Raw genomic sequence first — 26,660 nt, 5'->3', positions numbered from 1 at the left:
CCAAGCTTGGTAAAATAATGAAACCTTCGAATAAATTCGAAGCTACTTATACTTAGGTTATTTGTACTAGTCTCTTTGGCAAAGCTCAATCAGTACACCATGGGTACTTTTGGGGTGTAAGAAAGCTATCTTAGCTCCTCCAGCTCCATATCTTGGCTTTTCATCTATCATTCTTATCCCTTTTTCCTTCATTTCTTCTATGGCTTTTTCTATGTCATCTACTCTATATGCTATATGTTGTATTCCTTCACCTTTTTTATCAATATATCTTGCTATAGGTCCTTCTTTATCAGTTGATTCAAGCAATTCTATTTCTGTATCTCCTATAGGAAGAAAAGCTACTTTAACTTTTTGCTCCTCCACAACTTCTGTGCCTTGTAAGTCCATACCAAGAACATCTTGATAAAATTTTAATGATTCTTCTAAATTTTTTACTGCCACACCTACATGGTCAACTTTCTTTACCATAATATAAACCTCCTAATTACAATAACATATTATAATAATTTTGCAACAAAACTGAATAATATAACTATTTTTTAATATTTTCCAATATAGTATCCCTACCAGTATAGGGATCTATATCTCTTAGTGAAACCTTTTTTGATATCTCATCTAATAAGCCATCTGTTTTATTTTTATTTCTAATCATAGATATTATCTCATCTTCTACTAATTTTATTAATTCCGTTTTAATATTATCTTGCCTTCTGTTTATTAGCATATCCGATGACTTTAAATATTCCATATGATCATCTATTTCATTTAATAATTTATCTATACCTTCTTTTTTTGTTGCTGAAACCTTGACTATTGGTGGTCTTCTATCCTTTTTATCACTTAAATCTAGCATAGCTTTAAGCTCAGTTGCAGTTCTATCTGCACCAAATAAATCACTTTTATTTACTGCAAATATATCTCCTATTTCCATGGTTCCAGCTTTAAAGGTTTGAATATCATCACCTAATCCGGGAACTGTTATCATTACAACCGTATCTGCCGTTTTCACTATATCTACTTCTGACTGTCCCACTCCAACGGTTTCAACAAAAATATAATCACATCCATAGATGTCAAGAACCTTTATGGCACCATAAGTAGCCTTAGATAAACCACCTAAGTGACCTCTAGTCCCCATACTTCTTATAAAAACCCCTTTATCAAGGGCTAAATCGTTCATTCTTATTCTATCCCCAAGTATAGAACCTCCTGTAAAGGGACTTGTGGGATCCACTGCAATTATTCCCACCTTTTTATCTTTCTCCCTTAACTTTTTAACTAGTTTGTCGGTTAAAGTACTTTTACCTCCCCCTGGAGGTCCCGTTATCCCTATTATATGGGCTTTCCCTGTGTGCTTATACAATTTTTTAATAATATCTATTGCATCTTGTTCATTGTTTTCAATCATAGAGATAAGTCGGGCACAGGCCCTCTTATCTCCATTTAATAATTTATTAGCAATATCCAAAATTAGCACCACCTAAAGATAGCTTATTTTCTCTTAATATTTTCCTTTATAAAATCTATAGTTACAGATGTTGGTGTTCCCGGTGTAAATATTTCAGAAATACCAGCTTTCTTTAAGACTGGTATATCATCATCTGGAATAACACCTCCACCTATTATTAATACATCGTCGGCTCCTTCTTCTTCCATTAGTTCTACAACCTTAGGAAATAGATGATTATGAGCTCCTGACAATATACTCATAGCAATAACATCAACATCCTCTTGAATAGCCGCAGCAGTTATTTGCTGTGGAGTTTGTCTAAGACCTGTATATATAACTTCCATACCAGCATCCCTAAGGGCTCTCGCTATTACTTTAGCTCCTCTATCATGTCCATCTAATCCTGGTTTAGCAACTAAAACTCTAATAGGTCTATCCACTTTAATTTTCCTCCTTTATATCTAAAAAATTTATAAACTGATTGACTGCTCATATTCTCCAAATACGTCCCTCATAACACCACATATTTCTCCTAATGTAGCATATTCTTTAACAGCATCTAATATATATGGCATTACATTTTCCGTTCCTTCACAAGCACCTTTAAGATTTTCTAGAGCTTTATTTACTTTATCATTATCCCTATTTTCTTTTAACTTAGCAATTCTTTCTTTTTGTCTTTCTCCCACTGCAGGATCAACCTTTAATAATTCCTTTGGTGGCTCCTCTTCAGTTTGATATTTATTCATTCCTACAACAATTCTCTCTCCATTTTCAACTTCTATTTGATGTTGGTAGGCAGCATCCATTATTTCTTTTTGGATATATCCCATATCTATAGCCCTAGGAGCCCCTCCTATATCATCAATTTTATCTATATATTTCATAGCTTCTTGTTCTATCTCATCGGTTTTGGATTCTATATAGTATGAGCCTGCTAATGGATCAACCGTATTTGTTACTCCACTCTCGTGGGCAACTATCTGTTGAGTTCTTAAAGCAACCCTTACTGAATCTTCGCTAGGTAATGCTAAGGCCTCATCCTTTGAATTAGTGTGAAGGGATTGGGTTCCGCCTAATACTGCCGCCAAGGTTTGAATAGCAACACGAACAATATTATTATCTGGTTGTTGGGCAGTTAATGTTGAACCTCCTGTTTGGGTGTGAAATTTAAGTCTCATTGATTTTGGACTTTTGGCTTTAAATCTCTCTTTCATTATTTTAGCCCACAATCTTCTTGCAGCTCTAAATTTAGCAACTTCTTCAAGTAAATCATTATGGGCATTAAAGAAAAATGATAGTCTTGGTGCAAATTTATCTACATCTAGTCCAGCTTTAATGGCAGCTTCAACATAAGCTATACCATCTGCTAGGGTAAATCCTACCTCTTGGGCAGCAGTAGATCCAGCTTCCCTTATATGATATCCTGAAATACTTATGGTATTCCATCTTGGAACATTATCTGAACAATACTCAAAAATATCAGTTATAAGTCTCATAGATGGTTCAGTGGGGAATATATATGTACCTCTAGCAATATATTCCTTCAATATGTCATTCTGTATCGTACCTCTTAATTTATCCTTAGAAACCCCTTGCTTTTCTCCAACTGCAATATACATTGCAAGTAACACAGCAGCTGGGGCATTTATAGTCATTGATGTACTAACTTTATCTAAAGGGATACCATCAAATAGTATCTCCATATCTGCTAATGAATCTATGGCAACTCCTACCTTTCCAACTTCCCCCTCTGATAATGGATGATCAGAATCATAACCTATCTGGGTTGGTAAGTCAAAGGCAACTGAAAGCCCCTTAGATCCCTGTTCTATTAAATATTTATATCTTTGGTTTGATTCTTCCGCTGTGGCAAATCCAGCATACATTCTCATTGTCCAAAGCCTTCCCCTATACATAGTGGGCTGCGCACCCCTTGTATATGGATACTCCCCTGGAAAACCTAGCTTCTCATCATATTGAAAATCTTCAATATCATTTGGTGTATATAGTCTGTTCACCTTATTTCCTGAAACTGTTTTAAATTCTTCTTTTCTTTCAGGAAATTTAGAAATGGTTTTTTCTACTGTATTCTCTTCCCATTTCTTCTTAGACTCATTAATCTGGTCTAATTTCTCTTTCTTAAACATTTTTTAGCCTCCTTATACTATTATAAAAAGCTTCCTAGATGATTTTAAGAAAATGTTTTCCTAGCTTAAATCCTAACATTTTATAATTAATTACATTTCAAATAACCATCAAGTATAGCCTATTACATTATAGGTGTTTTTGCAATAATAATTTCAATATTTTTAATTCTATGAAGTCAATATTTCAATAGTTCCACACACTCCTCTATATATGGTATAGTACTATTTAAAGGACTCATAAATCTTGACATAGAGGGTTATTAATTTTTTTTAATAATTTTGTCTAACTTTTAATAACATTAACATACATTTCCCGGGAAATTTTTTATGAACTCGACTGTATTTGTTGTAGATAATTATGGACTTAAGTAAATTATACCCTAAAATTGATGTGTTAATTTGTATATTGGAACAAAGATGCCTTTGGTCCTTCTTTGTTCTGTGCAGGGAGTTGCAATGAAGAAAGCGCTGCCTAAGCAGCGCTTTTTTTAGAATAATCCTTCTATTTTTCCGTCTTTATCAATATCCATTTTATTTGCAGCAGGTACTTTAGGAAGTCCTGGCATAGTCATAATATCTCCTGTTAATGCTACTATAAATCCAGCTCCCGCGGATATCCTTAAGTCCCTAATAGTTACTGTAAATCCTGATGGTCTACCTAAAAGACTTGGATCATCCGAGAATGAATATTGGGTTTTAGCCATACATATAGGCATCTTATCAAGGCCTAGTTCTGCTAATTTATTCATCTCTCTTCTTGCCTTTTTACTAAACTCTACCCCATCGGCACCATATATTTCTTTAGCTATGGTTTCTATTTTCTTTTCTATTGATTGATCCACATCATAGATTGGGGCATAATTTGAATCTTTATTTTCTGCAGCATCAACTACTTTTTTAGCTAATTCTATACCACCTTCGCCACCTTTTGCCCATACCTCAGATAATACAGCTTCCGCTCCCATATTGGTACATTTCTCTTCTATAAGCTTAAGCTCAGCATCGGTATCCGTTGGGAATTGGTTTATTGCAACTACAACTGGCACTCCGAATTTCTGTACATTTTCAATATGCTTTTCAAGGTTTTCAAAACCTTTTTTTAATGCGTCTATATTTTCTTCATTTAAATCATTTTTAGGTACTCCACCATGGAGTTTTAGAGCTCTTACTGTAGCTACTATTACTGTAACTGCAGGTTTAAACCCTGCAAATCTACTTACTATATTAAAGAATTTTTCTGCTCCTAGGTCTGCACCAAATCCAGCTTCGGTTACAACATAATCGGCTAATTTTAAACCGAACTTTGTTGCAACTATACTATTGGTACCATGGGCTATATTAGCAAATGGACCTCCATGTATTATAGCTGGGGTATTTTCAAGGGTTTGAACTAAGTTAGGCTTTATGGCATCTTTTAATAGTATAGTTAAGGCTCCTGTTGCATCTAAATCATCTGCCGTAACAGGCTTTTTATCATGGTCATATGCAACAATCATTCTACCTAAACGTTCTTTAAGATCTGATATATCACTTGCTAAGCATAAGATAGCCATTATCTCCGAAGCCACGGTTATATCAAATCCATCTTGTCTTGGTACTCCATCTGCCCTTCTTCCAAGACCTACTATTATATTCCTAAGGGCTCTATCATTCATATCTAAAACTCTTTTCCATACTATCCTTCTAGGATCAATATTAAGTTTATTTCCTTGATGTAAATGATTGTCTAAAAGGGCCGATAGAAGGTTGTGGGCAGTGGTTATTGCATGGATATCACCGGTGAAGTGTAGGTTTATATCCTCCATTGGTACAACCTGTGCATATCCCCCACCTGCTGCGCCACCTTTTATTCCAAAACTCGGTCCAAGGGATGGCTCCCTTAAAGTAGTCATTGTTTTTTTCCCTATTTTATTAAGCCCCATACTTAAGCCCACATTAGTTGTTGTTTTACCTTCTCCTGCTGGAGTTGGATTGATTGCAGTTACAAGTACAAGCTTACCATCTTTATTGTCCTTTATTCTATCCCATATGTCCATTGAAATTTTAGCTTTATACTCTCCGAATAATTCAAGTTCATCTTCATTAATACCTATTTCCTTAGCCACATCCTTTATATGCTTCATTGTGGACTCTTGAGCTATTTGGATATCTGTTTTCATATAACTCCTCCTTGTTATAAAATTATTTTTTACTTTAATATATGTTTTGTAGATTATCAACCGATTGATTAGTTTTTACTATATATTACTTTCTTTAGTATATCTAAAAATCCTATAAATTATAGATAGTTATTTAAAAGAAGTGTCTGCTAGAATATATATTTTTTATTATTTTACTTCATTGTATTTTTTATGTATTTTTTACACATCTCTTATTATAACACAAATAATTCTTAAGTCTAAATTTATGTTTATTTTTTAACAATTATGTTTTAACTTATTGTATATTTTTATTTTTTATAGATGATAGGTTGGGGGATTACGAATCCCCCAACAACAAAACGATTACGAATCCCCCAGCAACAAAACGATTACGAGTCCTCCAGCAACAAAACGATTACGAGTCCTCCAGCAACAAAACGATTACGAGTCCTCCAGCAACAAAATGATTACGAATATCCCAACAAAAATGAGAAAAAGACTGGGAACCCTTCAACAATAAAAGAATAATAAAACAACAAAATAATAATAAAACAACAAAATAATAAAGGAGCTGGAAAATTCCAGCTCCTTTATTATTTATTCTTCGTCATTATTATCAGTTTCATCTATATGGTTTTCTTCATCGGTTTCTTCAAGGATTTCTTCACCATTAAATGCTGCCTCAAATCCTTTAGCATCTATTGTTTCTTTTTCAATTAGAGCTTTAGCTACCTTGTGAAGTTTATCCATGTTCTCTGTTAATAACCTTTCTGCTTCGTTATATGCTTCACCTATTATTTGTCTCATCTCATTATCTATCTCTGCTGCTATTTTTTCACTATAGTTTTTACTTCTACCTAAATCTCTACCTATAAATACTTCATTTTCATCTTCTCCATAGGTCATAGGTCCAAGTTTATCACTCATACCATAATGGGTTACCATGGCCCTTGCAATTTTTGTAGCCCTTTCAATATCATTAGATGCTCCTGTACTAATATCATCTAGTACAAGTTTTTCTGCTACTCTTCCACCTAGTAACACCACTATCTGTTCTTCCATTTGAGCTTTTGACATATAGCTTCTATCTTCTTTAGGTAGATTTAACGTAAATCCACCTGCTCCATTACTTCTTGGCATAATAGTAACCATATGCACTGGATCAATGTTTGGAAGAAGTCTAGATACTACTGCATGACCAGCTTCATGATAAGCGGTAAGCTTATTTTCTTTTTCACTTCTAACTCTACTTTTCTTTTCTGAACCAGCCATTACCTTAGTTATTGCCTCTTCAATAATACCCATAGGTATCTTTTTAAGATTTTTTCTTGCTGATAAAAGGGCTGCTTCATTTAATAAGTTTTCTATATCTGCCGGTGTAAAACCTATAGTCCTTCTAGCGATAACCTTTAAATCCACTTCTTTTTCCAATGGCTTGCCCTTTGAGTGAATTTTTAAGATTTCTTCTCTTCCTTTAATATCAGGTACCCCAACTTGTACCCTTCTATCAAATCTTCCAGGTCTCAATAAAGCTGGGTCTAATATATCTGGCCTATTGGTTGCGGCAATCATTATTATACCTTCATTTTCGCCGAAACCATCCATTTCAACAAGTAACTGATTTAGTGTTTGCTCCCTTTCATCGTGGCCTCCACCTAGGCCGGCACCCCTTCTTCTACCTACAGCATCAATCTCATCTATAAAGACTATACATGGTGAATTCTTTTTAGCCTGTTCAAATAGGTCTCTAACACGGGATGCACCAACACCTACAAACATTTCAACAAAGTCGGAACCACTTATACTAAAGAAAGGTACCCCGGCTTCTCCTGCTACAGCTTTAGATAAATAAGTTTTACCTGTTCCAGGAGGGCCTACCATTAATACTCCCTTTGGTATTCTAGCTCCAAGTTCTATAAACTTTCTAGGACTCTTAAGAAAATCTACTATTTCCTTAAGTTCTTCCTTCTCTTCTTCCAATCCTGCAACATCATCAAAGGTTATCTTCTTCGAATCATCCTTATGCATTTTGGCCTTACTTTTACCAAATGACATAACTCGACTTCCTCCACCTTGAGATTGTTGCATAAAAACAAACCAAAATACTATAAATATGAGGATTACAAACACTGTTGGAAGTATTTGCAAGAACCATGGTTGCCCCGGCTCCTTTTCTCCATTAAGCTCTATATTTTTTTCCTCAACATTGTTTTTTAAATAATTCTCATAAAAAGTTCCTCGTAAATCAAAGGTTAAGTGGGAAGTGAACTCTTGACCGTTCTTTAACTGTCCCCTTACATCTCCATTATCCACAATGGTTATGTTATCAACATTTTGATTATTTAACTGGCTTATAAGCTCAGTAACGGAAATATCTATAGATTGTTTTCCATTATTACCAAAAAAGTATACTACTGCAATTATAATAATGAATATAAGCAAATAAAAACTTATACCCCTAAAAAATTTCCTCAACTACAGTCCTCCTCTCATGTCCTTTTTAGATATCAATATATTCTATCATATTACACTTAAAAAAACAACATCAGTAAAATTCATTATATATTATATCATTAACTATATGCCTCTTCTTTTAATATTGCAATATAAGGGAGATTTCTATATTTTTGTGCATAATCAATCCCATATCCAACTACAAACTCATCGGGAACTTGAAAACCTATGTAATCTATATTAACATTAACTCTTCTTCTTTCTGGTTTATCAAGTAATGAACATATTTTTATACTATTTGCTCCCCTAGACTTTAAGTTATCAACTAGATAATTTAAAGTGAGTCCAGTATCCACTATATCTTCTACTATCAATACATCTTTACCCTCAATACTAGAGTCTAAATCTTTATTTATTCTAACAACTCCAGATGATTCTGTTGAGTCACCATAACTAGATACTGCCATAAAGTCCATGGTTAAAGGAATATCTATGTTTTTTGCTAAATCCGACATAAACATAATAGAACCCTTTAAAACTCCTATAAGCATTAAATCCTTTCCCTTATAATCTTTAGATATCTTCTTACCAAGACTACTAATTTTATCTTCTAAATCCTCAGAACTAACAATTATCTCTCTTATATCCTCTTTCATATGTAATCCTCCTTAAGCTAGTTGCTATAATTTTATATACTTTAATACTAAAACCTTTTTAGTATTATTAGTTAACTTAAATTCTTCACTTATTCTATAGCCCACTATCCATATTATTTTCCCACCACTAACCACAATGGGGATTTGCCCTCTTTGTTCTTTTGATATTTTCTTATCAATGAAAAAATCTTTAACTTTTTTAGTTCCATTCATTCCCAGTGGTATAAACCTATCTCCCGGTTCTCTAGTTCTAATAATAATACCGTCTTTTATTTTATCATAATCAAAGTATTTTATAAACCTATCATTAGTATTTAAGGAAATATTATTTATATCCTTAATTTCCCCCTTTATAATGGCATCTAACTCTTCAATATAATTATTATTGTCTATATCTACCCTATAGTTAAAACTTATATCCTCTTTAATGGACTTTTTTTGTATTATTAAAAAATCATAACTTAATTTCACAATTAAATCCCCAGATATATCCAAGCTCTTTCCCGTTGTATTATTACTACTTAATGTTAAAATTGCCTCCATATGTTTTTGTTCAATGTTTTTAGTGTTTCCTTTTATTTTTGAAATAGCATATCTTATGATTCTGGACTTTATTGATTTGTGTAGTTTTAATATCTTTCTATTATATAATAATATTTTATTATGACTTTCATTATATAAAACTTCATTATAACTATTTTTAGAGTATTCATTTAAAAATTCCCCATCATCCCTCATTATATGGGACATTCTCCACAATGTATCTATAATTCCATTATTAAAATTCTCTCTGATATAAGGTATCAACTCTAGTCTAACTTTATTTCTCCCATATATAGTTTCTAGGTTAGTTTTATCTAGCCTTGTTGGTATATTATTATCTTCACAATAACTTTCAATCTCAGCCCTAGTTATATTTAGCATGGGCCTTATAATATCATCATTAATATAATCCATCCCCATTAAACCATCTACTCCACTTCCCCTTATAAAACGCATTATAACTGTTTCTGCTTGATCATTTCTATTATGGGCAACGGATATTTTCCCACCACCAATTTGTCTTAATATTTTTCTAAAAAATTTATATCTTATTATTCTACCGGCTTCTTCCGATGAAAGGCCATGTTTCTTTCCATATTCGTCCATATTAACCTTCTTTGAAAAAATGGGTATATTATATTTACTGCATATGTTTTCAACATGCCTTTGATCTTTGTCTGCAGCCCCTCCCCTAACCCCATGGTTTATGTGGGCAACATACAGATTAAAACCTATTTGTTTTTTAATATCTTTTAAAACATAAAAAAGGGCCATTGAATCAGGCCCCCCCGATACTCCCAATAATATATTGTCATTTTTCTTTATTAACCTATACTTTTTTATCGTGTTTAATATTTTACTTTTCATATATATCACCTTTCACTACTTTATATACAATATACTTTCTACACATCCATTGCTTTTCCTTCAAACAATATTATTTATGCCAATTATTATAACTAAAACAAAGATACATATACTGGATATAAAAAAAATCTCTATTCCATCTATATTTTTTTTATTATATTTATGATTAATACTTAAGATTACATCCTTAAGCCTATAATCATAGTCTTTTAGTCCACTATAGTTTAATTTTAGTCCATCTATTAATAGTTTTTTCATCCTGTAATCTAAATTAGAATATCTAATCATTTTAACTACTTCTGTAATTGACCTATTTGAGGGGCTTAACTCTTTTTTAAATATAATAGCTACCATTATCATGGTAATACTAAAAATTATATTTTCTTGGGGATTATAATTAAATCCCCAACATGTCATATTGTATGTTGGGGTATACTCCTTTATTGTATCACCTTTTTTAATAATACTACCATAATCCACAAGAATGATTTCATTACTAGTTTTATTTATAAATATATTTTCCAGCTTTATATCTGTATATATATATCCTATTTTATTTAATTCATTTAAAATATTTAATAAGATTCTAGCTAAGCCTAAAATGTTTTTTAGGCTGATATGTCCATTTTTCATAACATATTTAAGATTCTTTCCTTCGATATAATCCATTGTAAAGAAATAGTATCGAGTATTTTTATCTAAATAGTCATCTACATCATATACATTAGGAACAAACTGAATTTTTTTAAACTTTTTCATTATATTATATTCCCTAGTAATAGAAGCTATCTCCTTAGATATCTTTAAAGCCATTATATTTCCATTATCATCCCTTACTTTATAGACTGTACCTATTTCCCCTTGTCCTATTTTTTCTAATATGTAATATTTATTCCCACTCCACTTCCCAATAATCATTTTTCCTCTATTCATTAAACTACCCCTTTTATAATAGATCTTTTTATACTATATTACTTCCCAATAGATCTTGTTCTAAGTTATTTCCCTCTAATTTAGTTTTTTCTTCTCCCAGTAGCATATTTATCCCATATTCTATAGCAGGTCCAGTTGGAGTAATTCCCCCACATTTTACTTTTTGTAGCCCTTTTTCTAAATCTATTATATTATTTGTAAAGTTACATAGTACTCTATAAAACTGTTCATCGATACCAGGGTAGCCCACCACTGAAATTTCAGTTTTCCCCTTTCTTTTCTGTAGTACCCTTAAAAGATTTAATATGCTATTTTTAGCTATATTAATTTTGCTTGCCATGCTTCCACTACAGTCTATTAAAATACAGCATCTTATATGCATTTCTTCTCCAAATTTATCTATTATATCAATTATTTTTTTTCTATTATCTGGATGGGTGCCTTCTATATCTGTTCCTAGTATTTCTTTTAGTTCTTTATTTACTGCCTGCTCTATAGTTTTATATACCGATTTTTGTGTTACCATCTCCATAGTTTTAGAAAAATTTTGTATATTAGTTATTTCACATATACCTCCCCCTGCTGTGGCTATATTTTCCACCTCTTTCAGGGATTTACCTTTACTATCTATTATACCTATAGTACTTATGGTTATTCCTTTTCTACGTCCTTTTTTTGCAACCTCTATAGGATTAATTCCCGTATTAGACCTTCCATCAGTAGCTAATATTATTTGATTAAACTTAATATCCCTTTCCATAATAACACCTCTTTTATTTTAAAACTTCTTTTTATACTATATAATTATTAACATATACACACTTTCTATACATTAATAAATATGCTAGTCCACCTTATTTTAGAAGTAAAAAAGACACTGAATAAAATCAGTATCTTTTATCAATAAAGTATATTTAGACAAAGTGATAAAAAATGGGAGTTATCCCGCAGGATTTGTGAAAATATAGAATAAGGGAGAAAATTGTTTAGAATTCCACTGTCTGACCGTAGGGAGTTTGGAATTCTATTTTCGACCGTTTCTCTATATTTTCCAAATCCGAGGACAAAGGACCATTTTTTATCACTTTGTCAGCATATTAATATTAATTTTAATCAGTGCCCCTTCTCCTCTTCCATACCTTTGTAACAAGTACAGTCATATCATCTCTATTTTCTAGGTTACAATATTTCCCAGATTCATTGATTATTTTATTTGCCACACTTTGGGGATTTACACTATTTATATTATCTATAACGTCCTTCATCCATCCCTCTTTGTCTTCCACAGTATCATTTGCATCTAATACTCCATCTGACATCATTACTATTATATCTCCATCTTCTAATTGTTCCTCATAAATCTGAAAATCTACATCCTTTAATATACCTACTGGTAATGAATGGGTGTCTATTACCTTTACACCTTTTTTTGTTTTTATAAAGGTTGGAGCAGAACCAATCTTTATAAACTGTGTTTTCCCCCTATATAGATCAATCATTGACATATCTATAGTAGCAAATATTTCTTCTGTGGATTTAAGTACTAATATAGAGTTTATGGTCTTTAAAGCCAACTCCTTATCAAATCCCGCCTCTAAGAACTTTTCTAAAAGTGTTATTGTAATATCACTTTCTTGATTTGCCTTTTCTCCCATTCCCATTCCATCACTTAATACAGCATAATAGTTATTAGATTTTTCTCCAAAGGTATAACTATCCCCTGAAACATAGTTAAATGAATCGTTTATTGTGGCTACCTTTGTTATAGCTCCAAATCTATTGGCCCTAATAAGTTTAAATCTAAACCTATTATCGCTATTTGGATTATTACATGTAAAGTTATCAGTAGTTAAATCAAATCCCACCACTTTTGACGATATGGAAACTATATCTTCTATATAATCATTATCATTATAAGTAGGTTTTGTTTCTATTATTATTTCAAAATTATCCTTTTTTGATTCTATTACATTTAAATCTTTAATATCTATAGAATTATTCTTAAGCTCATTTAAAATTTCTTTTTCCACTTCCTCTTTAAATGATATGTCACCATCTATTTCACATGCTAAGTCATTGATTATTTTTGATACCCCTTCCAATTGTTCCGATACCAAACGTCTACTTTCTACTATCTTATTTTCCCATCTGTAATTAAGCTTATATATATCAAATAAATAGTTAGATTTTTCAATTATTAAATCCTTTTTAATACAATTCTTCTTTAAAGCCTTAGGTAGATTACCTTCTGTTATACTTCCCTTAGTTTCTATTCGACTCATAACATCAAACATGGATTGATATGTTTGGTAAAAATCTTCCTCCCAACAGAATCTATACATAGAACAATTTTTACAAACATCATTTGCTACACTATCTATAAAGTCAGATATATCCTTTTGTTCTGCTATTTTTTCTTTATCAGCCACCCTCTCAAAGGTAGTAGCCAACTCTTCAAACACATTAGATATTTCAGATAATCTTTTATATGTTTTTTCTTTCAATCTCTCACTATATGAATCTTTAGTTATAGAAACATCAGATACCCCTTCTAATATTCCAATGTTTATATTTTTTATAAATTTATTCAATAGAACAAATAATAATATTGCCACTAAAGATTCCCTTATGGTTACGACCCCGTCAATGTGATTATTTATATAAAAGGTCATTATACCGTTACCAACGATGAAACCTACACTTGTTCCAAGCTTCCCTAGCTCTTTAAAGAGACCTGAAAGTAGACCAGAAAAGCCATATACCGATATAATAACGGGCATATTGGGGGTGGACATGCCACATACTATACCCATGGTAACCCCAACTGCAGTACCAGCTGCAGGCCCTTTAGTGTAGGAAAATGATATTACTAAAAATCCACAAATAATATTTTTTAGTGCCAAGTTGAAAAATTTAATATCACCAATACCAGAAACCACTAAAGCAAGCATTATAGTTGCACATATTAACTCTTCATTTGTAAATGCTTTTTTATCTCCATTTATAATACTAACACTTTGGTTAAATATATAGGTAAGAGTAAACACTATAATACCTTCAAAACCTATCATAACTAAATCATATATAAAGTACTCTCCTATAATAGTGAATCCACCCCTTATTAAAATAAAGGATATAGATGAGAATATTGAAGCTTTTATTACAGATTTCTTAAATCTAGACAAAAGTAAGTTTTGAGTTAAATAAATAAACCAACCAACTGCTAAGTAACTATATGCACCATAACCTCTTGCAGTAAGAATTCCTATGGATGTCATAATAGGTATAGTAATACTACTTCCATTTCTAAATAACACAGCCGCTAAAAAAGCTATCCCAAATGGATTTAAATTATCCATAATAGATGCTCTAGATATGAAAAGTGCCACAATGTTAATTATGATAAAACTTCCCTTTATGTCGTGTAAAGATTCTGTTATTTTATTGTATGTTCTCTTTTTTCCACTCCTTGCTGGGAGTATTTCTGTTTTGTTTATCATTTGATACACCACCTATCCTTTCTCATGGTGTTATTCTAGCAAAGGATAAATAAATTTTTTGTCAAGAAGGGTTGTCCACATCAAAAAACTTTTAGACAATAAAGTATGATGTTTTAGCAAATAAATATAAAATCTATTAATAAAGACAACTGAAGTTTTTCCTTGAATCTTTAGCTTTAATGACTTTATCTATTCTAGTTCCCTTTTATATCTACATGCGACATTATATATATTTATTCTTTCATTAATAGATAAAGCACTAACTTCTTATGTAGTATTTTGTGGTTATTATTCTTAGGATAGTCTTTAACTAGTATCTAGCCCAAAGGAAAGATATAAACATGAGATTTATTATAAGTTAGAAGTCATAATAAATTTAAAAGACAGAGGGGCCTCCTCTGTCTTTTAAATAATTTTTAACTCTGAATTATAAAAAAGACTGGGAAAGATCCCAGTCTTTTATAATTTATACTTAAACATTAGATTTTGTTCGTCTAAAACCATTAGACTTCTTACTATCTCTACTTTTTAATTGTTCTTGTTTCTCGCTACTATCTTTTAAGAAGTTTGATAACTTATCTTCAAAAGACATATGTCTTTGTTTATAGTCATCTTTACTTGACCAATCAACCTCTGGGGGCTGGTTTTTAGATTTCTTAGGTTTGGCTTGTCTTATGGAAAGACTTATCTTACCATCGTCACTTATAGATATAACCTTCACCTTTACCTTTTGGCCCTTCTTTACATAATCTCCAACATTATTAACATAGTCATGAGATATTTCTGAAATGTGAACTAATCCTGTTTTTCCTTCTGGTAGTTGTACGAATGCACCAAATTTTGTTATTCCTGTAACAGTACCTTCAACTACCTTACCTACACTAACGATCATAAAACAAATGATCCTCCTTTTATTATTAATCTATATCAATTGATTTTAGTATATATTATAATTGTTAATATGTCAATCATTAAAATTTAGTTATTTATCCTTCTTAAAAAGTCATTTTTCTTTTTATTTTTATCTATATATATTATCTCGTTAGATTTAATCATACCCTTTTCCCTTGCTATCTTTTCAATATATTCTTCCGTTTTACTCTCTTTAGTTTTAGCTTCTATATTCTTAACTTCTTTTTCTAACTTTTCAACCTTAGCCTCCTTTTTCATTTTCTCATTATTTAATCTTTCTATCATTTTATGTTGGTTTATAATAATTGTTAATCCATATATAAATATTATAGCAGCAATCACATGCTTTACTTTTAATTTTCTTTTTCCTTTGCTTCTTTTCATAATATTCCCATCCTTTTATTAATTATTCATGTCACCGGCTAATTTCAACGTAAACTCACATCTCTATTAAGTATAATACTTCTATTTTTATTTTGAAAATCCTTCTAAATTCTATTTTCTAAATAAAAGCATTTTGGAATATTTTTTTATATCCGATAATACTCTAATAGGTAATTTAGATTTTCTTTTAATATTTCTATACCTTTTCTTAGCACCATTAGATAATTTCTTATAAGGATTATATAGTATATTCTTTAAAGCTTTAAAAGGAAAAAGAACAATGGACATTATAACTTTTAGCCCTTTCCATATAAACCTTAATATATTTACTATAAAAGTTATTATAGGTTTACTTAATAATTTTTGATATAAAATGGCTCCAGAAATAAAGCCTATAAATTCATAACCCCTTAATTCCCCATAATTACTAAATACAAGTATGGAAAGTGCTATTATGGCAACTATAATCCAAAATATTAAATCTTCTAAAAAAGTTGCTACTTTTTTAGGCTTTAAAAAATATCTAAATATCCTATATATATCATAGATGAATCCTATTATTACTCCTCCATATACGGTGGAAAAGAAAATATATGCCTGACTATAAATAGTAGTATCCATATGACTCCCCCCAAAAAGTAAATTAAAGTTAAGGTTTAAGATTTTTTAATATTCTTAATCCTTAGCCTTAATCTACTTTTTATTTAAACATTTTAGATAAAAAGCCAGAACCTTTAGAACCTGATGTATCTTTATCACTATATATTAAACCATCTATTCTTCCTTCTATCATAACATTACCATCATCTAAATTTAACTTGCTAATGTTTAAAGATTGCCCTTTTATAGTCATAGTACCTTTTACAGTAGCTACTACTATAGTATTTTCATTAAAGTTATCTACATGTTCCACCCCTGATACACTTAGCTTTTCCCTATCTTCAAGTATAATATTTTGTCCCCTCATCGATTGTCTATTATCAGCCATATTACACCCCTCCCTGTATTTTGTTATAATATATAATATGTGGAGAAAGGAGAGTTTATTACTTATTTAATTAGAGAATAAATAATAAAGAATAGAGAATAGATAAGGTTGTTTTACTCCTTATAGTCGTAAAACTTAATAAACTAAAAACAAAGTGGCCTCCGGCCACTTTGCACCTTATCTATTCTTTATTCTCTATTCTTTATTATTTTTATAAAACCTTATAAAGTTCTGCTGCTTTATTTTTTGGAACGTGTTCTAATAGGTCAAGTACTTCAACCTTCATATTATTTGTTCCAAAGCTTATTTCTATCTTATCTCCTATGGAGACCTCTGTGCCAGGCTTAGCTTCCTTGTCATTTACCAAAACTCTTCCCTGTTCACAGGCTTCCTTTGCAACGGTTCTTCTTTTTATTATCCTTGAGTTTTTTAAAAACTTGTCAACTCTCATATATTCACACCTACCTTCTAATTTCAAAGTATAAACCATTATATGGGAGAATAGGTTCTCCCCCTACTGAATCTATTGGCAGGTTCCATCAACATTAATATAAAAAATCAGGTCTAAGACCTGATCTTTATTTATTAACAGTTTCCTTTAATGTTTTACCTGCTTTAAATACTGGAGCTTTTGAAGCTGGTATCTTTATAACTTGCTCTGGATTTCTTGGGTTTCTACCTTCTCTTGCTTTTCTATGTCTTACTTCAAAGGTTCCAAATCCTACCAATTGAACCTTTTCTTCCTTTACTAGTGCCTCTTCAACACTTTTCATAAATCCATTTAATGCTCCTTCAGCATCCTTCTTAGTTAAACCACTTTTTTCTGCTATGCTAGCAACTAATTCTGCTTTATTCACAATAAAACCTCCTCAAAATGATATTATTTTAAAAAAACAATCTGTATATGCATATTCTATGTTTGTTGATAAAATCCTTCTTTTAAGTCATATTTTTTTATTTTTTTTGTTTTTTTGCCTGTTCCCATAGTTCATCCATCTGTTTCAAAGTCATTTCCTTTAAATCGATACCTTTTTTATTACTTTCTTCTTCGATAAATTTAAATCTACTTATAAATTTATTAATTGTTTTGTTTAATGCAACTTCAGGACTGATATCTAAAAACCTTGATACATTAACTATGGCAAAGAGCAGATCACCCAGTTCCTCTTCCTTTGTCCCCATATCATCTCCTTTATATACTTCTAGTAACTCCTGCAGTTCTTCCTTTACTTTAAGTAAAGCATCATCAACATTGTCCCAGTCAAAGCCTACATCAGCAGCCCTTTTTTGTACTTTAAAACTTTTAGTAAGGGATGGTAAGCTTTTAGCCACACTTTCTAGTCTCTCAGTATAACTTTTGATATTTTTCTCTTTATCCTTCATATCATTCCAGCTACCAATTGCTTCCTTATCGTCATTAACAATTTTATCATTAAATACGTGGGGATGTCTATATATTAATTTATTTGAAATACCAGTGGTAACGTCCATTATATTAAAATAGCCTTCTTCCTTAGCAATCTGACTATGGAACACTACCTGTAGTAATAAATCCCCCAGTTCTTCTATCAGACTGCCTATATCATCCCTGTCTATGGCATCTACAACTTCATAGGCTTCTTCTATAACATATTCCCTTAAAGACTCATGGGTCTGCTTTATATCCCATAGACAACCATCTTCACTTCTTAATATTCCCATTATATTTAATAAATTATTTATATCATACACTTTATTAGTAGTTTTATCAACTTTGGGAATATATATACTTGTTAAATGATCAATAAATTCTAATCTATCTAACTCATATACATTAACTTCTTTAACTATCTCCTCTGTTTCTATACCAGCTGATCTTATAACCGTTACTTTATAATCATCTCCATATACCTCTGATAATTTAATTTTAGTATCAGAAGCAATTTGTCTATTATAAACTTGCACTAAAAGGGTATCGCAGTTTATATCTAAGGTTTGTTCATTAAAATCCAATCCATCTATTATTTTAAATCCTGAAGTTGGGTCATGTCCTAAAGCTAGAACTATTGGATCTATAAAACTCATACCCGGTATTATTTCAAGATCTATCTCCCCCTTATTGCTAAGTTCTACAAGTATACTTACACTTTTTTCTGCCATAAGAGGATTCCCTGGAACAAAATAATTAATTATATTATACTCTTTAACCTTTTTTAATAGATCTTCAGTTATATTATCATAAACCGACTCCATGGTTTCGGCACTTTCATATATGTAATCATATGATTCATAGTCTATATTATTATCTTTAAGATATTCAACAGTTGGGTGCATCTCTGTTCTTAAATAGTTCCTATTTTCGTCCTCTATCTTTCTAATAGCACCTAATGTTAAGGACTCAATATCACCTGGACCAAGTCCTACAACTACAATCTTACCCATTTTATCACCTCTTTATCTCTATAATTAGTTGAAAAAGCTAGAATTATACTTCTAGCTTTAACTTCTTAATAATTTTATTGATTTTAATAGTCTAGCTATTTTATCCCCTTTAGGTAGTAAAGAAAAATCCCTTTCCGTTATAGTCCCTGTCAATAGAAGAGCTAATCCATAAATAATAGCTCCAATAGTTATTGATATAACAGTTGAAAGTTTACTGCCTAACATTGGGTTTATAAAGTTAAATGTAATCCAAACAACTAATGTCATAATGACTGTAGATATAAGTGGCTTTATGAAAACACTTTTTATATTAAAATAAGTTTTAGTATATTTCTTAACGGAAATAAAATTAAGAATTGTTGCTATTAAATAAGCTATTACCGTACTAAAGGCAGCACCCCTTATGCCAATACCTTCTATTCCAGTTAAAGTATAAGTTAATATTACTTTAAATAAAGCTCCTATGGCTAAATTCCTAACAGGTATAATAGGTTTTCCCATACCTTGCATTATTGCTGTTAATGATTGAACTAAGGTCAAAAATATCACACTAAATGCCAGAACTTCAAGAGTTTGACCTAAACTATCAATTGTTGCCTTACCTTGACTAGAGTATAAAAGATTCATTATGGGTCTTGCCAATATAAACATTCCAAAGGCTGCCGGAAGACCTATAAGCAATGTTACCCTTACACCAGACCTGGTCATTTTTTCAATTTTTTTATAATTTTTTAAACTAAAGGCATCAGATATAGCTGGAACTAAACTCATTACAAGAGCCATCGAAAAAACTTGAGGAAAATTAATTAATGTTTGAGCCATTCCACTCAATTGACCATATAATTTAACAGCGGCCTTCTCGTCAAATCCTATTAGCTGAAGCCTCCCTGGTATAAGCCAAGCATCTATACTATTCATAACCGGTACTATCGCACTTCCTATCATTATAGGAACTGTTATATTAATTATTCTCTTTATTATAACAGATGTACTTTCTTCTTTATAATTACCACTATTTTTTAGTTCTTTTTTAAACTCTTTTCTTTTAGACAAATACATAATAAATATGACTAAGGTCCCAGCTATAGCCCCGGCTGAGGCTCCAAAAGATGCCCCTCCGGCTGCCATTGGAAGCCCTCTATCTAGTAATGTATAGGCTAAGTAAAAACCTACTATAACTCTAAATAATTGTTCAACCAATTGGGATATCGCTGTTGGAGTCATAGTTTGAGTCCCTTGAAGGTACCCCCTAAAGGCAGACATTATTGGAACAAAAAACAATGCTGGAACTAAGGCTATTAAAGCATAATATGCATTTGTATTTTCTATAGTTTCCGATATATATTTAGCTCCAAAAAACATAAATGTAGATGTTATTATTCCACCTATCAAAAAACCTATAAAAGCTACCTTAAATATTTTATTTGCATTTCTATAATCGCCTATGGACCTCTTTTCTGAAACTAATTTAGCCAAGGATGTTGTCAATCCCGTTGTTGATATCATTATAAGTAAAGCATAAAAAGAATATCCTGCTTGGAAATACCCCATCCCTGTATCATTTATTAAATTACTAAGGGGTATTCTATATACTGCACCTATTATTTTAATAATCAAACCTGCCATTCCTAAAATAGCAGCTCCTTGAAGAAAATTTTTCTTAGTCATCTATTATCCTCCCAAATCTATTCATAAAGACTAATAATAATTATATCAGAAAGGAATTAAGTTATAAACTATTTTATATAAAAAATTAGTTGGGGGATTACGAATCCCCCAACAACTGAACAAATAAAATTACGAACCTCTAACAACTAAATAAAATTACGGATTACTAATAAATAATATTTATTGACTAATAAATATTATAACCTACCTCACGGTAGGTTATATTTAGTGCTCCATTTGCTTTGCTAAAAAGCCTGCTGCTGTTTCAGCTAGTTTGATTTCAAGTTCTCCCATTTTAGTGTTATCAGTTTTAGAAATTAGTACAACGGCTCCTATTGGATCCCCCTGACTTACTATTGGTGCTATTACTTGACTACTATATGTATCTGGTGTGAATTCCTCAGAGGCGATTCTCACAGGTTTACTCCCCCCATCAGCTACATAGGTTTCTTTACTCTCTATAAACTTCTCAAGTTCAGGGCTGATCCTTTTTTCTAAAAAGTCTTTTTTATTTCCACCTGCAATTGAAACTACAGTATCTCTATCTGCAATAACAGTCATATGTTTTACAGTTTCATATAAAGCTTCGGCATATTCATCAGCAAACTCACCTAATTCTCCTATAGGAGAGTATTTCTTTAGTATAACTTCACCTTCTCTATCTGTAAATATCTCAAGTGGATCTCCCTCCCTAATTCTGAGGGTTCGTCTAATCTCCTTTGGAATTACTACTCTACCTAAATCGTCTATCCTTCTAACAATTCCTGTTGCTTTCACATTATTCCCTCCTAAGGTATAAGTTATTATATATTTCACTGTGTCATTATTATTTTACTAACAATAATATTTTATACATGGGAGGAAATTTATTATTCTTTTGATATTACATAGAAATAAGTGAAATAAAAAAATATCACCTTAGAGGTGATATTTTTTTAGTCTAAAAACTTCTCTATTTCAGCATCTTTTGTTATTTTTTCAAGATTCTCATCATATTTTTTATTTTGATAGTCATAGGTAACTTGGTCTTTTATTTCTTCAAACTTATCTATCTTTTTATCTTGTACCTCTATTATATGGTATCCATAATCACTTTTAACCGGTTCACTTATTTCACCAATTTCTAGTGAGAAGGCTACTTGAGAAAATTGAGGAACCATATCTCCTTTATAGAAATATCCTAATTCACCACCATTTTTGCCAGATCCGGGGTCAATAGATTTTTCCTCAGCTAACTTAGCAAAATCAGCTCCATCTTTCAGTTGCTTTAATATATCCTTAGCTTCTTCTTCCTTTTCAACCAATATATGTCTTGCCCTTACTGACTTATATAACTCTTCTTTATTTTCTTCATAAAAGCTTTTTATTTCTTCATCGGAAGTACTTAAATCATTAATAAATTTTTCCCTATATTTTTGGACAAGTTTATCTTCTTTTATTACTTCCCTTATATATTCTTCAGTGATTTGGCTTTCTTCAAGGGACTTTTTAAAGTTTTCTTCTGCTTCTTTTTTTATTTCACTTTCCTTTGCTTTAATCTCTTCTTCAGTTTTTCCTTCAGTCTTAAGCTTCTGTTTTATTTTTTCCTGTTCTAGCTTCTTCATGCTATCTATTTCTTTATTTATTTCTTCTTCTTTAACTTCAACTCCAGCATTTTTAGCCGCTTGTAATACAATTTCTTGTTTTATTAAGCTATCTAATATACCTTCTTTAAGAACCTCTTCCATTGTTTTCCCTTCACCAGTATCTTGTGATAGGAAATCTTCTCCAAATTGGGCTTTATAGCTTTTTTTAACCATTTCAAATCTTTCCTCAAATTTATCCACTGGTATACCTTCACCATTTACCTTTGCTATGATATCATTACTCCCACTACATCCTATTAAAGTTATAAAAGATAGTAATAATACCCCTATTAATACAAACTTATTCTTTGTCATCAATTATATCCTCTCCCTCTGTTTTATACCTTTACATTTATATTATATATTAGTTTGTCCTCCGTGAAAACTGCTAATTTTTTCAACAACTTCTTCTGTTTCCAATAAAATTCCTTCTTGGCTAGTTTCCCTAAGTCTGTACATTATTTTAGGTTTACCTGCAACATCAAAGCTAACCCTCCTATTATAGTTGGTAGCAAGAAAGTTTATAAGTTCAGGTTTTATATCTTTATCACTTGAGAACTCAAAGGTCACAAACCTATCCTTTTGAGAGATAGAAACAATATTAGCCCTTTGGGATAAAGATTTTATATAAGATATTCTAAGAAGATTATTAACCGCCTTATTCACATCTCCAAATCTATCTATAATTTCTTCTAATACATCTCTATATTCTTCCTTTGTTTCTATTGCCGATATCTTTTTATATATTTCAACCTTTTGCTCTTCATTTGGTATATATTTATTCGGTATATATCCATCCACATTTATTTCTATTGTGGTTTCAACTGTTTCTTCTTTTTCCTGCCCTTTTAATTTTTTAATAGCAGATTCTAAGAACTTAACATATAAATCATACCCTATCGATGCCATATGTCCATGTTGCTGTTGGCCAAGTAAATTTCCTGCACCTCTAATTTCCAAATCCCTCATGGCTATTTTGAATCCAGAGCCAAATTCAGTAAATTCTTTTATAGCCTTCAACCTCTTTTCTGCCACCTCAGATAATACCTTATCCTTTTCATACATAAAGTAGGAATATGCTAATCTATTAGATCTTCCTACCCTGCCCCTTAACTGGTACAATTGGGATAGCCCCATTTTATCAGCATCAAGAATTATCATAGTATTTACATTAGGTATATCAAGTCCCGTTTCAATAATCGTAGTACAAACTAACACATCATATTCCCCATCTAAAAAATCCATCATTGTATTTTCAAGTTGTCTCTCCCCCATTTGTCCATGGCCAACTGCTACTTTTATTTCTGGAACTAGTTTTTTGATTTTAGATGCAATGGTTTGAATACCCTTTACTCTGTTATAAACTATATAAACCTGCCCATTTCTATTATATTCTTTCACGATAGCATCCCTTATAAGTTGCTCATTATACTCTACCACATAGGTTTGTACAGGGTATCTCTCCTCTGGTGGTTCTTCTATTACACTCATATCCCTTATTCCAACCATGGACATATGAAGAGTTCTGGGTATAGGGGTTGCTGTAAGGGTCAATACATCCACCGATTCTTTGATCTTTTTTAAAGATTCTTTATGCTTAACTCCAAATCTTTGTTCTTCATCTACAACTAAAAGGCCTAAATCATAAAACTTAATATCTTTAGATAGTATTCTGTGGGTTCCCACTACTATATCAAGATTTCCACCTTTTACATCATTAATTATCTTCTTTTGCCTTCCAGGGGTTCTAAATCTACTTAGCATTTCTATTTTTATAGGAAAATCAGAAAACCTTTCCACAAGGGTATTATAATGTTGTTGGGCTAGTATGGTTGTTGGAACTAGAAAAGCAACTTGTTTCCCATCCATGACGGCTTTAAAAGCAGCTCTTAGGGCAACCTCTGTTTTTCCATAGCCAACATCTCCACATAATAGTCTATCCATAGGCCTTCCTTTTTCCATATCCTCTTTTATCTCTTCTATGCACCTTAACTGATCATCAGTTTCTTCATAGGGAAAGCTATCCTCAAATTGTTTTTGCCATGGTTGATCCTTTGAAAAGGCATAACCTTTTACAGTTTCCCTCTTAGCATATAACTTTAATAATTCATCGGCCATATCCTCTATTGATTTTTTTACCTTGGTTTTAGTCTTTCTCCATTCACTACTACCTAATTTATTTACTTTAGGTTTAACAGTATCTGCCCCTATATATTTCTGTATAAGGTTCATCTGATCCACCGGCACATATAGTTTGTCTTCACCGGAATATTGTATCTTCATATAATCCTTTTTCTTATCCTGAACCTTTAACTGTTCTATCCCAACATATTTTCCTATACCGTGGCCTTCATGCACTACATAGTCCCCTACCTTTAAATCTGTAAAGGATTCTATTTTCTTTGCATCTTTTCTCTTCTTTAATGTCCTTCTCTTCTTAGATGTTCCAAATACTTCTTTATCACTTATAATAGCAAGTTTTACTTTAGGATATTCAAATCCCTTACTTATTGAGCCCTCAGTAATATATATTTCACTAGATTTTATTTCTGTATCAACATCAGATATATATTTACAGCCTATCCCCTTTTCATTAAGGTTTTCTTCAAGTCTTTTACCTTTGTCCTCAGTTCCTGATAATATAATAACCTTATATCCTCTATATCTATAATTATTTAACTCCTCTACAAGAAGTTCTAGCTTATTGTGAAAAGATTGCATGGACTTTGTCATAAAATTAATAATAGACTTTGGTTTAAATCTTGGGTTATTTTTCAAAAGTGTGGTAGCCGTTATAGAAATTTTATTATTAATTTTATTAATAATCTCATCATATGAATGATATACATCTTCATGTTTAGGTAAGACCTCTCCCATATTATATAAATCAGTATATCTTCCTACAAAATCATCTTTTAGATTATCTACTCTATCTTCTATTCTTCTAGGTTCGTCAATTACAATTAGTGACTGATCATTAAAGTAATCCAATATTGTGGATACCCCACTAACCATATAGGGTATATATAAATCAATATTATCTATGCTTAATCCACTTTTAAGCTTCTCTATTTGATATGAAAATTTATCTTCTAGCTTATCTATGATTGTATTTTCGTTACTTTTTCTCAACTTAGATATAGTTTTATTAAGATCATCTTCCATATCTTTTATTAAATTTTTCTTTATATCATCGGTTAATATTATTTCCTTCACAGGATTTACACTAATATGGTCCTTATTTTCTATGGATCTTTGGTTTTTTAAATTGAAACTCCTTATAGAATCTATCTCATCATCAAATAACTCTATTCTATATGGATCATGGGAATTTATTGGAAACAAATCTATAATTCCTCCCCTTATGGAATATTGACCTTTTCCTTCTACCATATCAACCCTGTCATACCCCATAATATTAAGGTCGCCAGCTATTTTTTTAAAATCTATTGTCTCTCCAAAGGATATATTAAAGGAGTACTCTTTAAATAATTTTTTATCTAAGGTTTTATTTAACAAAGATTCAACCGATGCCACCACAGTAATGTTTTCATTATTATTTAATCTATTTAAAACCCTAAGCCTTTGATTAGATATATCATGACTATAGGCATCAATATCATAAAAGACTATCTCCCTAGTTGGAAATAACTCCACATTATCTTGTCCCCAAAATTTTAAATCTTCAAATAATTTTTTTGCCCGTAGATCATCCTCGGTTAAAATCAAGACAGGTCTATTTATATGTTGGTTTAATCCATAGGATATGTGTCCTATGTTTTCATCCGATAGACCATGTAACGAAATAGGAGATTTTCTCTTTTCTATTTCACTTAAAACTTGATTATATGAAGGAAGATTTTTAAGTTGATCAATAAATACATTTTTAGCCACAACATCATCTCCTTAAATCAAACACCTTTAGCCCAGGTTTAAGGTCCCTGGGCTTCTAGAAGTTATTATATGCT

The 26,660-nt window shown here is 31.3% G+C and carries 22 protein-coding genes; all 22 read right to left on the bottom strand.

Going from position 1 to position 26,660, the window contains the following annotated elements:
* Window positions 1-66: 66 nt before the first annotated feature.
* Window positions 67-468, bottom strand: a complete 402-nt coding sequence (gene mce, locus V6137_RS10280) for a methylmalonyl-CoA epimerase (RefSeq protein WP_425447839.1) — start codon at window positions 466-468, stop codon at window positions 67-69.
* Window positions 469-532: 64 nt separating this feature from the next.
* Entirely contained in the window at window positions 533-1,468 is a 936-nt protein-coding gene (gene meaB / locus V6137_RS10275; protein WP_425447838.1) for a methylmalonyl Co-A mutase-associated GTPase MeaB, read from the bottom strand.
* Between the two features lie 23 nt (window positions 1,469-1,491).
* Window positions 1,492-1,890 carry a cobalamin B12-binding domain-containing protein gene (locus V6137_RS10270; RefSeq protein ID WP_425447837.1) on the bottom strand — a complete coding sequence of 133 codons (399 nt, stop codon included), beginning with the start codon at window positions 1,888-1,890 and terminating at the stop codon, window positions 1,492-1,494.
* Between the two features lie 30 nt (window positions 1,891-1,920).
* Window positions 1,921-3,600, bottom strand: a complete 1,680-nt coding sequence (locus V6137_RS10265) for an acyl-CoA mutase large subunit family protein (protein ID WP_425447836.1) — start codon at window positions 3,598-3,600, stop codon at window positions 1,921-1,923.
* Between the two features lie 488 nt (window positions 3,601-4,088).
* Complete coding sequence (locus V6137_RS10260) at window positions 4,089-5,759, bottom strand: formate--tetrahydrofolate ligase (RefSeq protein ID WP_425447835.1); 1,671 nt, start codon at window positions 5,757-5,759, stop codon at window positions 4,089-4,091.
* Between the two features lie 579 nt (window positions 5,760-6,338).
* On the bottom strand, window positions 6,339-8,216 hold the full coding sequence (gene ftsH / locus V6137_RS10255) for an ATP-dependent zinc metalloprotease FtsH (protein ID WP_425447834.1): 1,878 nt from the start codon (window positions 8,214-8,216) through the stop codon (window positions 6,339-6,341).
* A 98-nt stretch (window positions 8,217-8,314) separates the two neighbouring features.
* Entirely contained in the window at window positions 8,315-8,851 is a 537-nt protein-coding gene (gene hpt, locus V6137_RS10250) for a hypoxanthine phosphoribosyltransferase (RefSeq protein ID WP_425447833.1), read from the bottom strand.
* Between the two features lie 24 nt (window positions 8,852-8,875).
* The gene (gene tilS, locus V6137_RS10245; protein WP_425447832.1) at window positions 8,876-10,261 is read right to left on the bottom strand and encodes a tRNA lysidine(34) synthetase TilS; all 1,386 of its coding nucleotides are present in this window, start codon (window positions 10,259-10,261) and stop codon (window positions 8,876-8,878) included.
* 60 nt (window positions 10,262-10,321) lie between these two features.
* A complete protein-coding gene (locus tag V6137_RS10240; protein WP_425447831.1) occupies window positions 10,322-11,194 on the bottom strand; it encodes a protein kinase domain-containing protein in 873 nt (290 codons plus the stop codon).
* Between the two features lie 28 nt (window positions 11,195-11,222).
* Window positions 11,223-11,954, bottom strand: a complete 732-nt coding sequence (locus V6137_RS10235) for a vWA domain-containing protein (protein ID WP_425447830.1) — start codon at window positions 11,952-11,954, stop codon at window positions 11,223-11,225.
* Window positions 11,955-12,303: 349 nt separating this feature from the next.
* Complete coding sequence (gene spoIIE, locus V6137_RS10230) at window positions 12,304-14,694, bottom strand: stage II sporulation protein E (protein ID WP_425447829.1); 2,391 nt, start codon at window positions 14,692-14,694, stop codon at window positions 12,304-12,306.
* Between the two features lie 472 nt (window positions 14,695-15,166).
* A complete protein-coding gene (locus V6137_RS10225; protein ID WP_425447828.1) occupies window positions 15,167-15,586 on the bottom strand; it encodes a S1 RNA-binding domain-containing protein in 420 nt (139 codons plus the stop codon).
* Window positions 15,587-15,672: 86 nt separating this feature from the next.
* Window positions 15,673-15,990, bottom strand: a complete 318-nt coding sequence (locus tag V6137_RS10220; protein ID WP_425447827.1) for an FtsB family cell division protein — start codon at window positions 15,988-15,990, stop codon at window positions 15,673-15,675.
* 111 nt (window positions 15,991-16,101) lie between these two features.
* Window positions 16,102-16,611, bottom strand: coding sequence for a spore cortex biosynthesis protein YabQ (gene yabQ, locus V6137_RS10215; protein ID WP_425447826.1), 510 nt, complete (start codon window positions 16,609-16,611; stop codon window positions 16,102-16,104).
* Between the two features lie 79 nt (window positions 16,612-16,690).
* Window positions 16,691-16,978: a sporulation protein YabP gene (yabP, locus tag V6137_RS10210; RefSeq protein ID WP_425447825.1), complete on the bottom strand. Its 288-nt coding sequence runs from the start codon at window positions 16,976-16,978 to the stop codon at window positions 16,691-16,693.
* Between the two features lie 211 nt (window positions 16,979-17,189).
* Complete coding sequence (locus tag V6137_RS10205) at window positions 17,190-17,429, bottom strand: RNA-binding S4 domain-containing protein (RefSeq protein ID WP_425447850.1); 240 nt, start codon at window positions 17,427-17,429, stop codon at window positions 17,190-17,192.
* Between the two features lie 127 nt (window positions 17,430-17,556).
* Window positions 17,557-17,835, bottom strand: coding sequence for an HU family DNA-binding protein (locus V6137_RS10200; RefSeq protein ID WP_425447824.1), 279 nt, complete (start codon window positions 17,833-17,835; stop codon window positions 17,557-17,559).
* A 97-nt stretch (window positions 17,836-17,932) separates the two neighbouring features.
* Entirely contained in the window at window positions 17,933-19,399 is a 1,467-nt protein-coding gene (gene yabN / locus V6137_RS10195) for a bifunctional methyltransferase/pyrophosphohydrolase YabN (protein WP_425447823.1), read from the bottom strand.
* A 57-nt stretch (window positions 19,400-19,456) separates the two neighbouring features.
* Window positions 19,457-21,067: a putative polysaccharide biosynthesis protein gene (locus V6137_RS10190; RefSeq protein ID WP_425447822.1), complete on the bottom strand. Its 1,611-nt coding sequence runs from the start codon at window positions 21,065-21,067 to the stop codon at window positions 19,457-19,459.
* Window positions 21,068-21,292: 225 nt separating this feature from the next.
* Window positions 21,293-21,844, bottom strand: a complete 552-nt coding sequence (gene spoVT, locus V6137_RS10185) for a stage V sporulation protein T (protein ID WP_425447821.1) — start codon at window positions 21,842-21,844, stop codon at window positions 21,293-21,295.
* 158 nt (window positions 21,845-22,002) lie between these two features.
* Window positions 22,003-23,007, bottom strand: a complete 1,005-nt coding sequence (locus tag V6137_RS10180) for a peptidylprolyl isomerase (RefSeq protein WP_425447820.1) — start codon at window positions 23,005-23,007, stop codon at window positions 22,003-22,005.
* Between the two features lie 42 nt (window positions 23,008-23,049).
* Window positions 23,050-26,586, bottom strand: a complete 3,537-nt coding sequence (gene mfd, locus V6137_RS10175) for a transcription-repair coupling factor (protein WP_425447819.1) — start codon at window positions 26,584-26,586, stop codon at window positions 23,050-23,052.
* Between the last annotated feature and the right edge of the window lie 74 nt (window positions 26,587-26,660).

Source organism: Dethiothermospora halolimnae (assembly GCF_037577855.1).
GTDB lineage: Bacteria > Bacillota > Clostridia > Tissierellales > VENL01 > Dethiothermospora > Dethiothermospora halolimnae.
This window is presented reverse-complemented; position numbering and strand designations above follow the sequence as displayed.

What these genes read in the sequence shown, in the direction of transcription:
- mce (WP_425447839.1), bottom strand. Translation starts at nt 468, where the DNA reads ATGGTAAAGAAAGTTGACCATGTAGGTGTGGCAGTAAAAAATTTAGAA.
- V6137_RS10265 (WP_425447836.1), bottom strand. Translation starts at nt 3,600, where the DNA reads ATGTTTAAGAAAGAGAAATTAGACCAGATTAATGAGTCTAAGAAGAAA.
- V6137_RS10260 (WP_425447835.1), bottom strand. Translation starts at nt 5,759, where the DNA reads ATGAAAACAGATATCCAAATAGCTCAAGAGTCCACAATGAAGCATATA.
- hpt (WP_425447833.1), bottom strand. Translation starts at nt 8,851, where the DNA reads ATGAAAGAGGATATAAGAGAGATAATTGTTAGTTCTGAGGATTTAGAA.
- tilS (WP_425447832.1), bottom strand. Translation starts at nt 10,261, where the DNA reads ATGAAAAGTAAAATATTAAACACGATAAAAAAGTATAGGTTAATAAAG.
- V6137_RS10240 (WP_425447831.1), bottom strand. Translation starts at nt 11,194, where the DNA reads ATGAATAGAGGAAAAATGATTATTGGGAAGTGGAGTGGGAATAAATAT.
- V6137_RS10235 (WP_425447830.1), bottom strand. Translation starts at nt 11,954, where the DNA reads ATGGAAAGGGATATTAAGTTTAATCAAATAATATTAGCTACTGATGGA.
- spoIIE (WP_425447829.1), bottom strand. Translation starts at nt 14,694, where the DNA reads ATGATAAACAAAACAGAAATACTCCCAGCAAGGAGTGGAAAAAAGAGA.
- V6137_RS10225 (WP_425447828.1), bottom strand. Translation starts at nt 15,586, where the DNA reads ATGATCGTTAGTGTAGGTAAGGTAGTTGAAGGTACTGTTACAGGAATA.
- V6137_RS10220 (WP_425447827.1), bottom strand. Translation starts at nt 15,990, where the DNA reads ATGAAAAGAAGCAAAGGAAAAAGAAAATTAAAAGTAAAGCATGTGATT.
- yabQ (WP_425447826.1), bottom strand. Translation starts at nt 16,611, where the DNA reads ATGGATACTACTATTTATAGTCAGGCATATATTTTCTTTTCCACCGTA.
- yabP (WP_425447825.1), bottom strand. Translation starts at nt 16,978, where the DNA reads ATGGCTGATAATAGACAATCGATGAGGGGACAAAATATTATACTTGAA.
- V6137_RS10205 (WP_425447850.1), bottom strand. Translation starts at nt 17,429, where the DNA reads ATGAGAGTTGACAAGTTTTTAAAAAACTCAAGGATAATAAAAAGAAGA.
- yabN (WP_425447823.1), bottom strand. Translation starts at nt 19,399, where the DNA reads ATGGGTAAGATTGTAGTTGTAGGACTTGGTCCAGGTGATATTGAGTCC.
- V6137_RS10190 (WP_425447822.1), bottom strand. Translation starts at nt 21,067, where the DNA reads ATGACTAAGAAAAATTTTCTTCAAGGAGCTGCTATTTTAGGAATGGCA.
- V6137_RS10180 (WP_425447820.1), bottom strand. Translation starts at nt 23,007, where the DNA reads ATGACAAAGAATAAGTTTGTATTAATAGGGGTATTATTACTATCTTTT.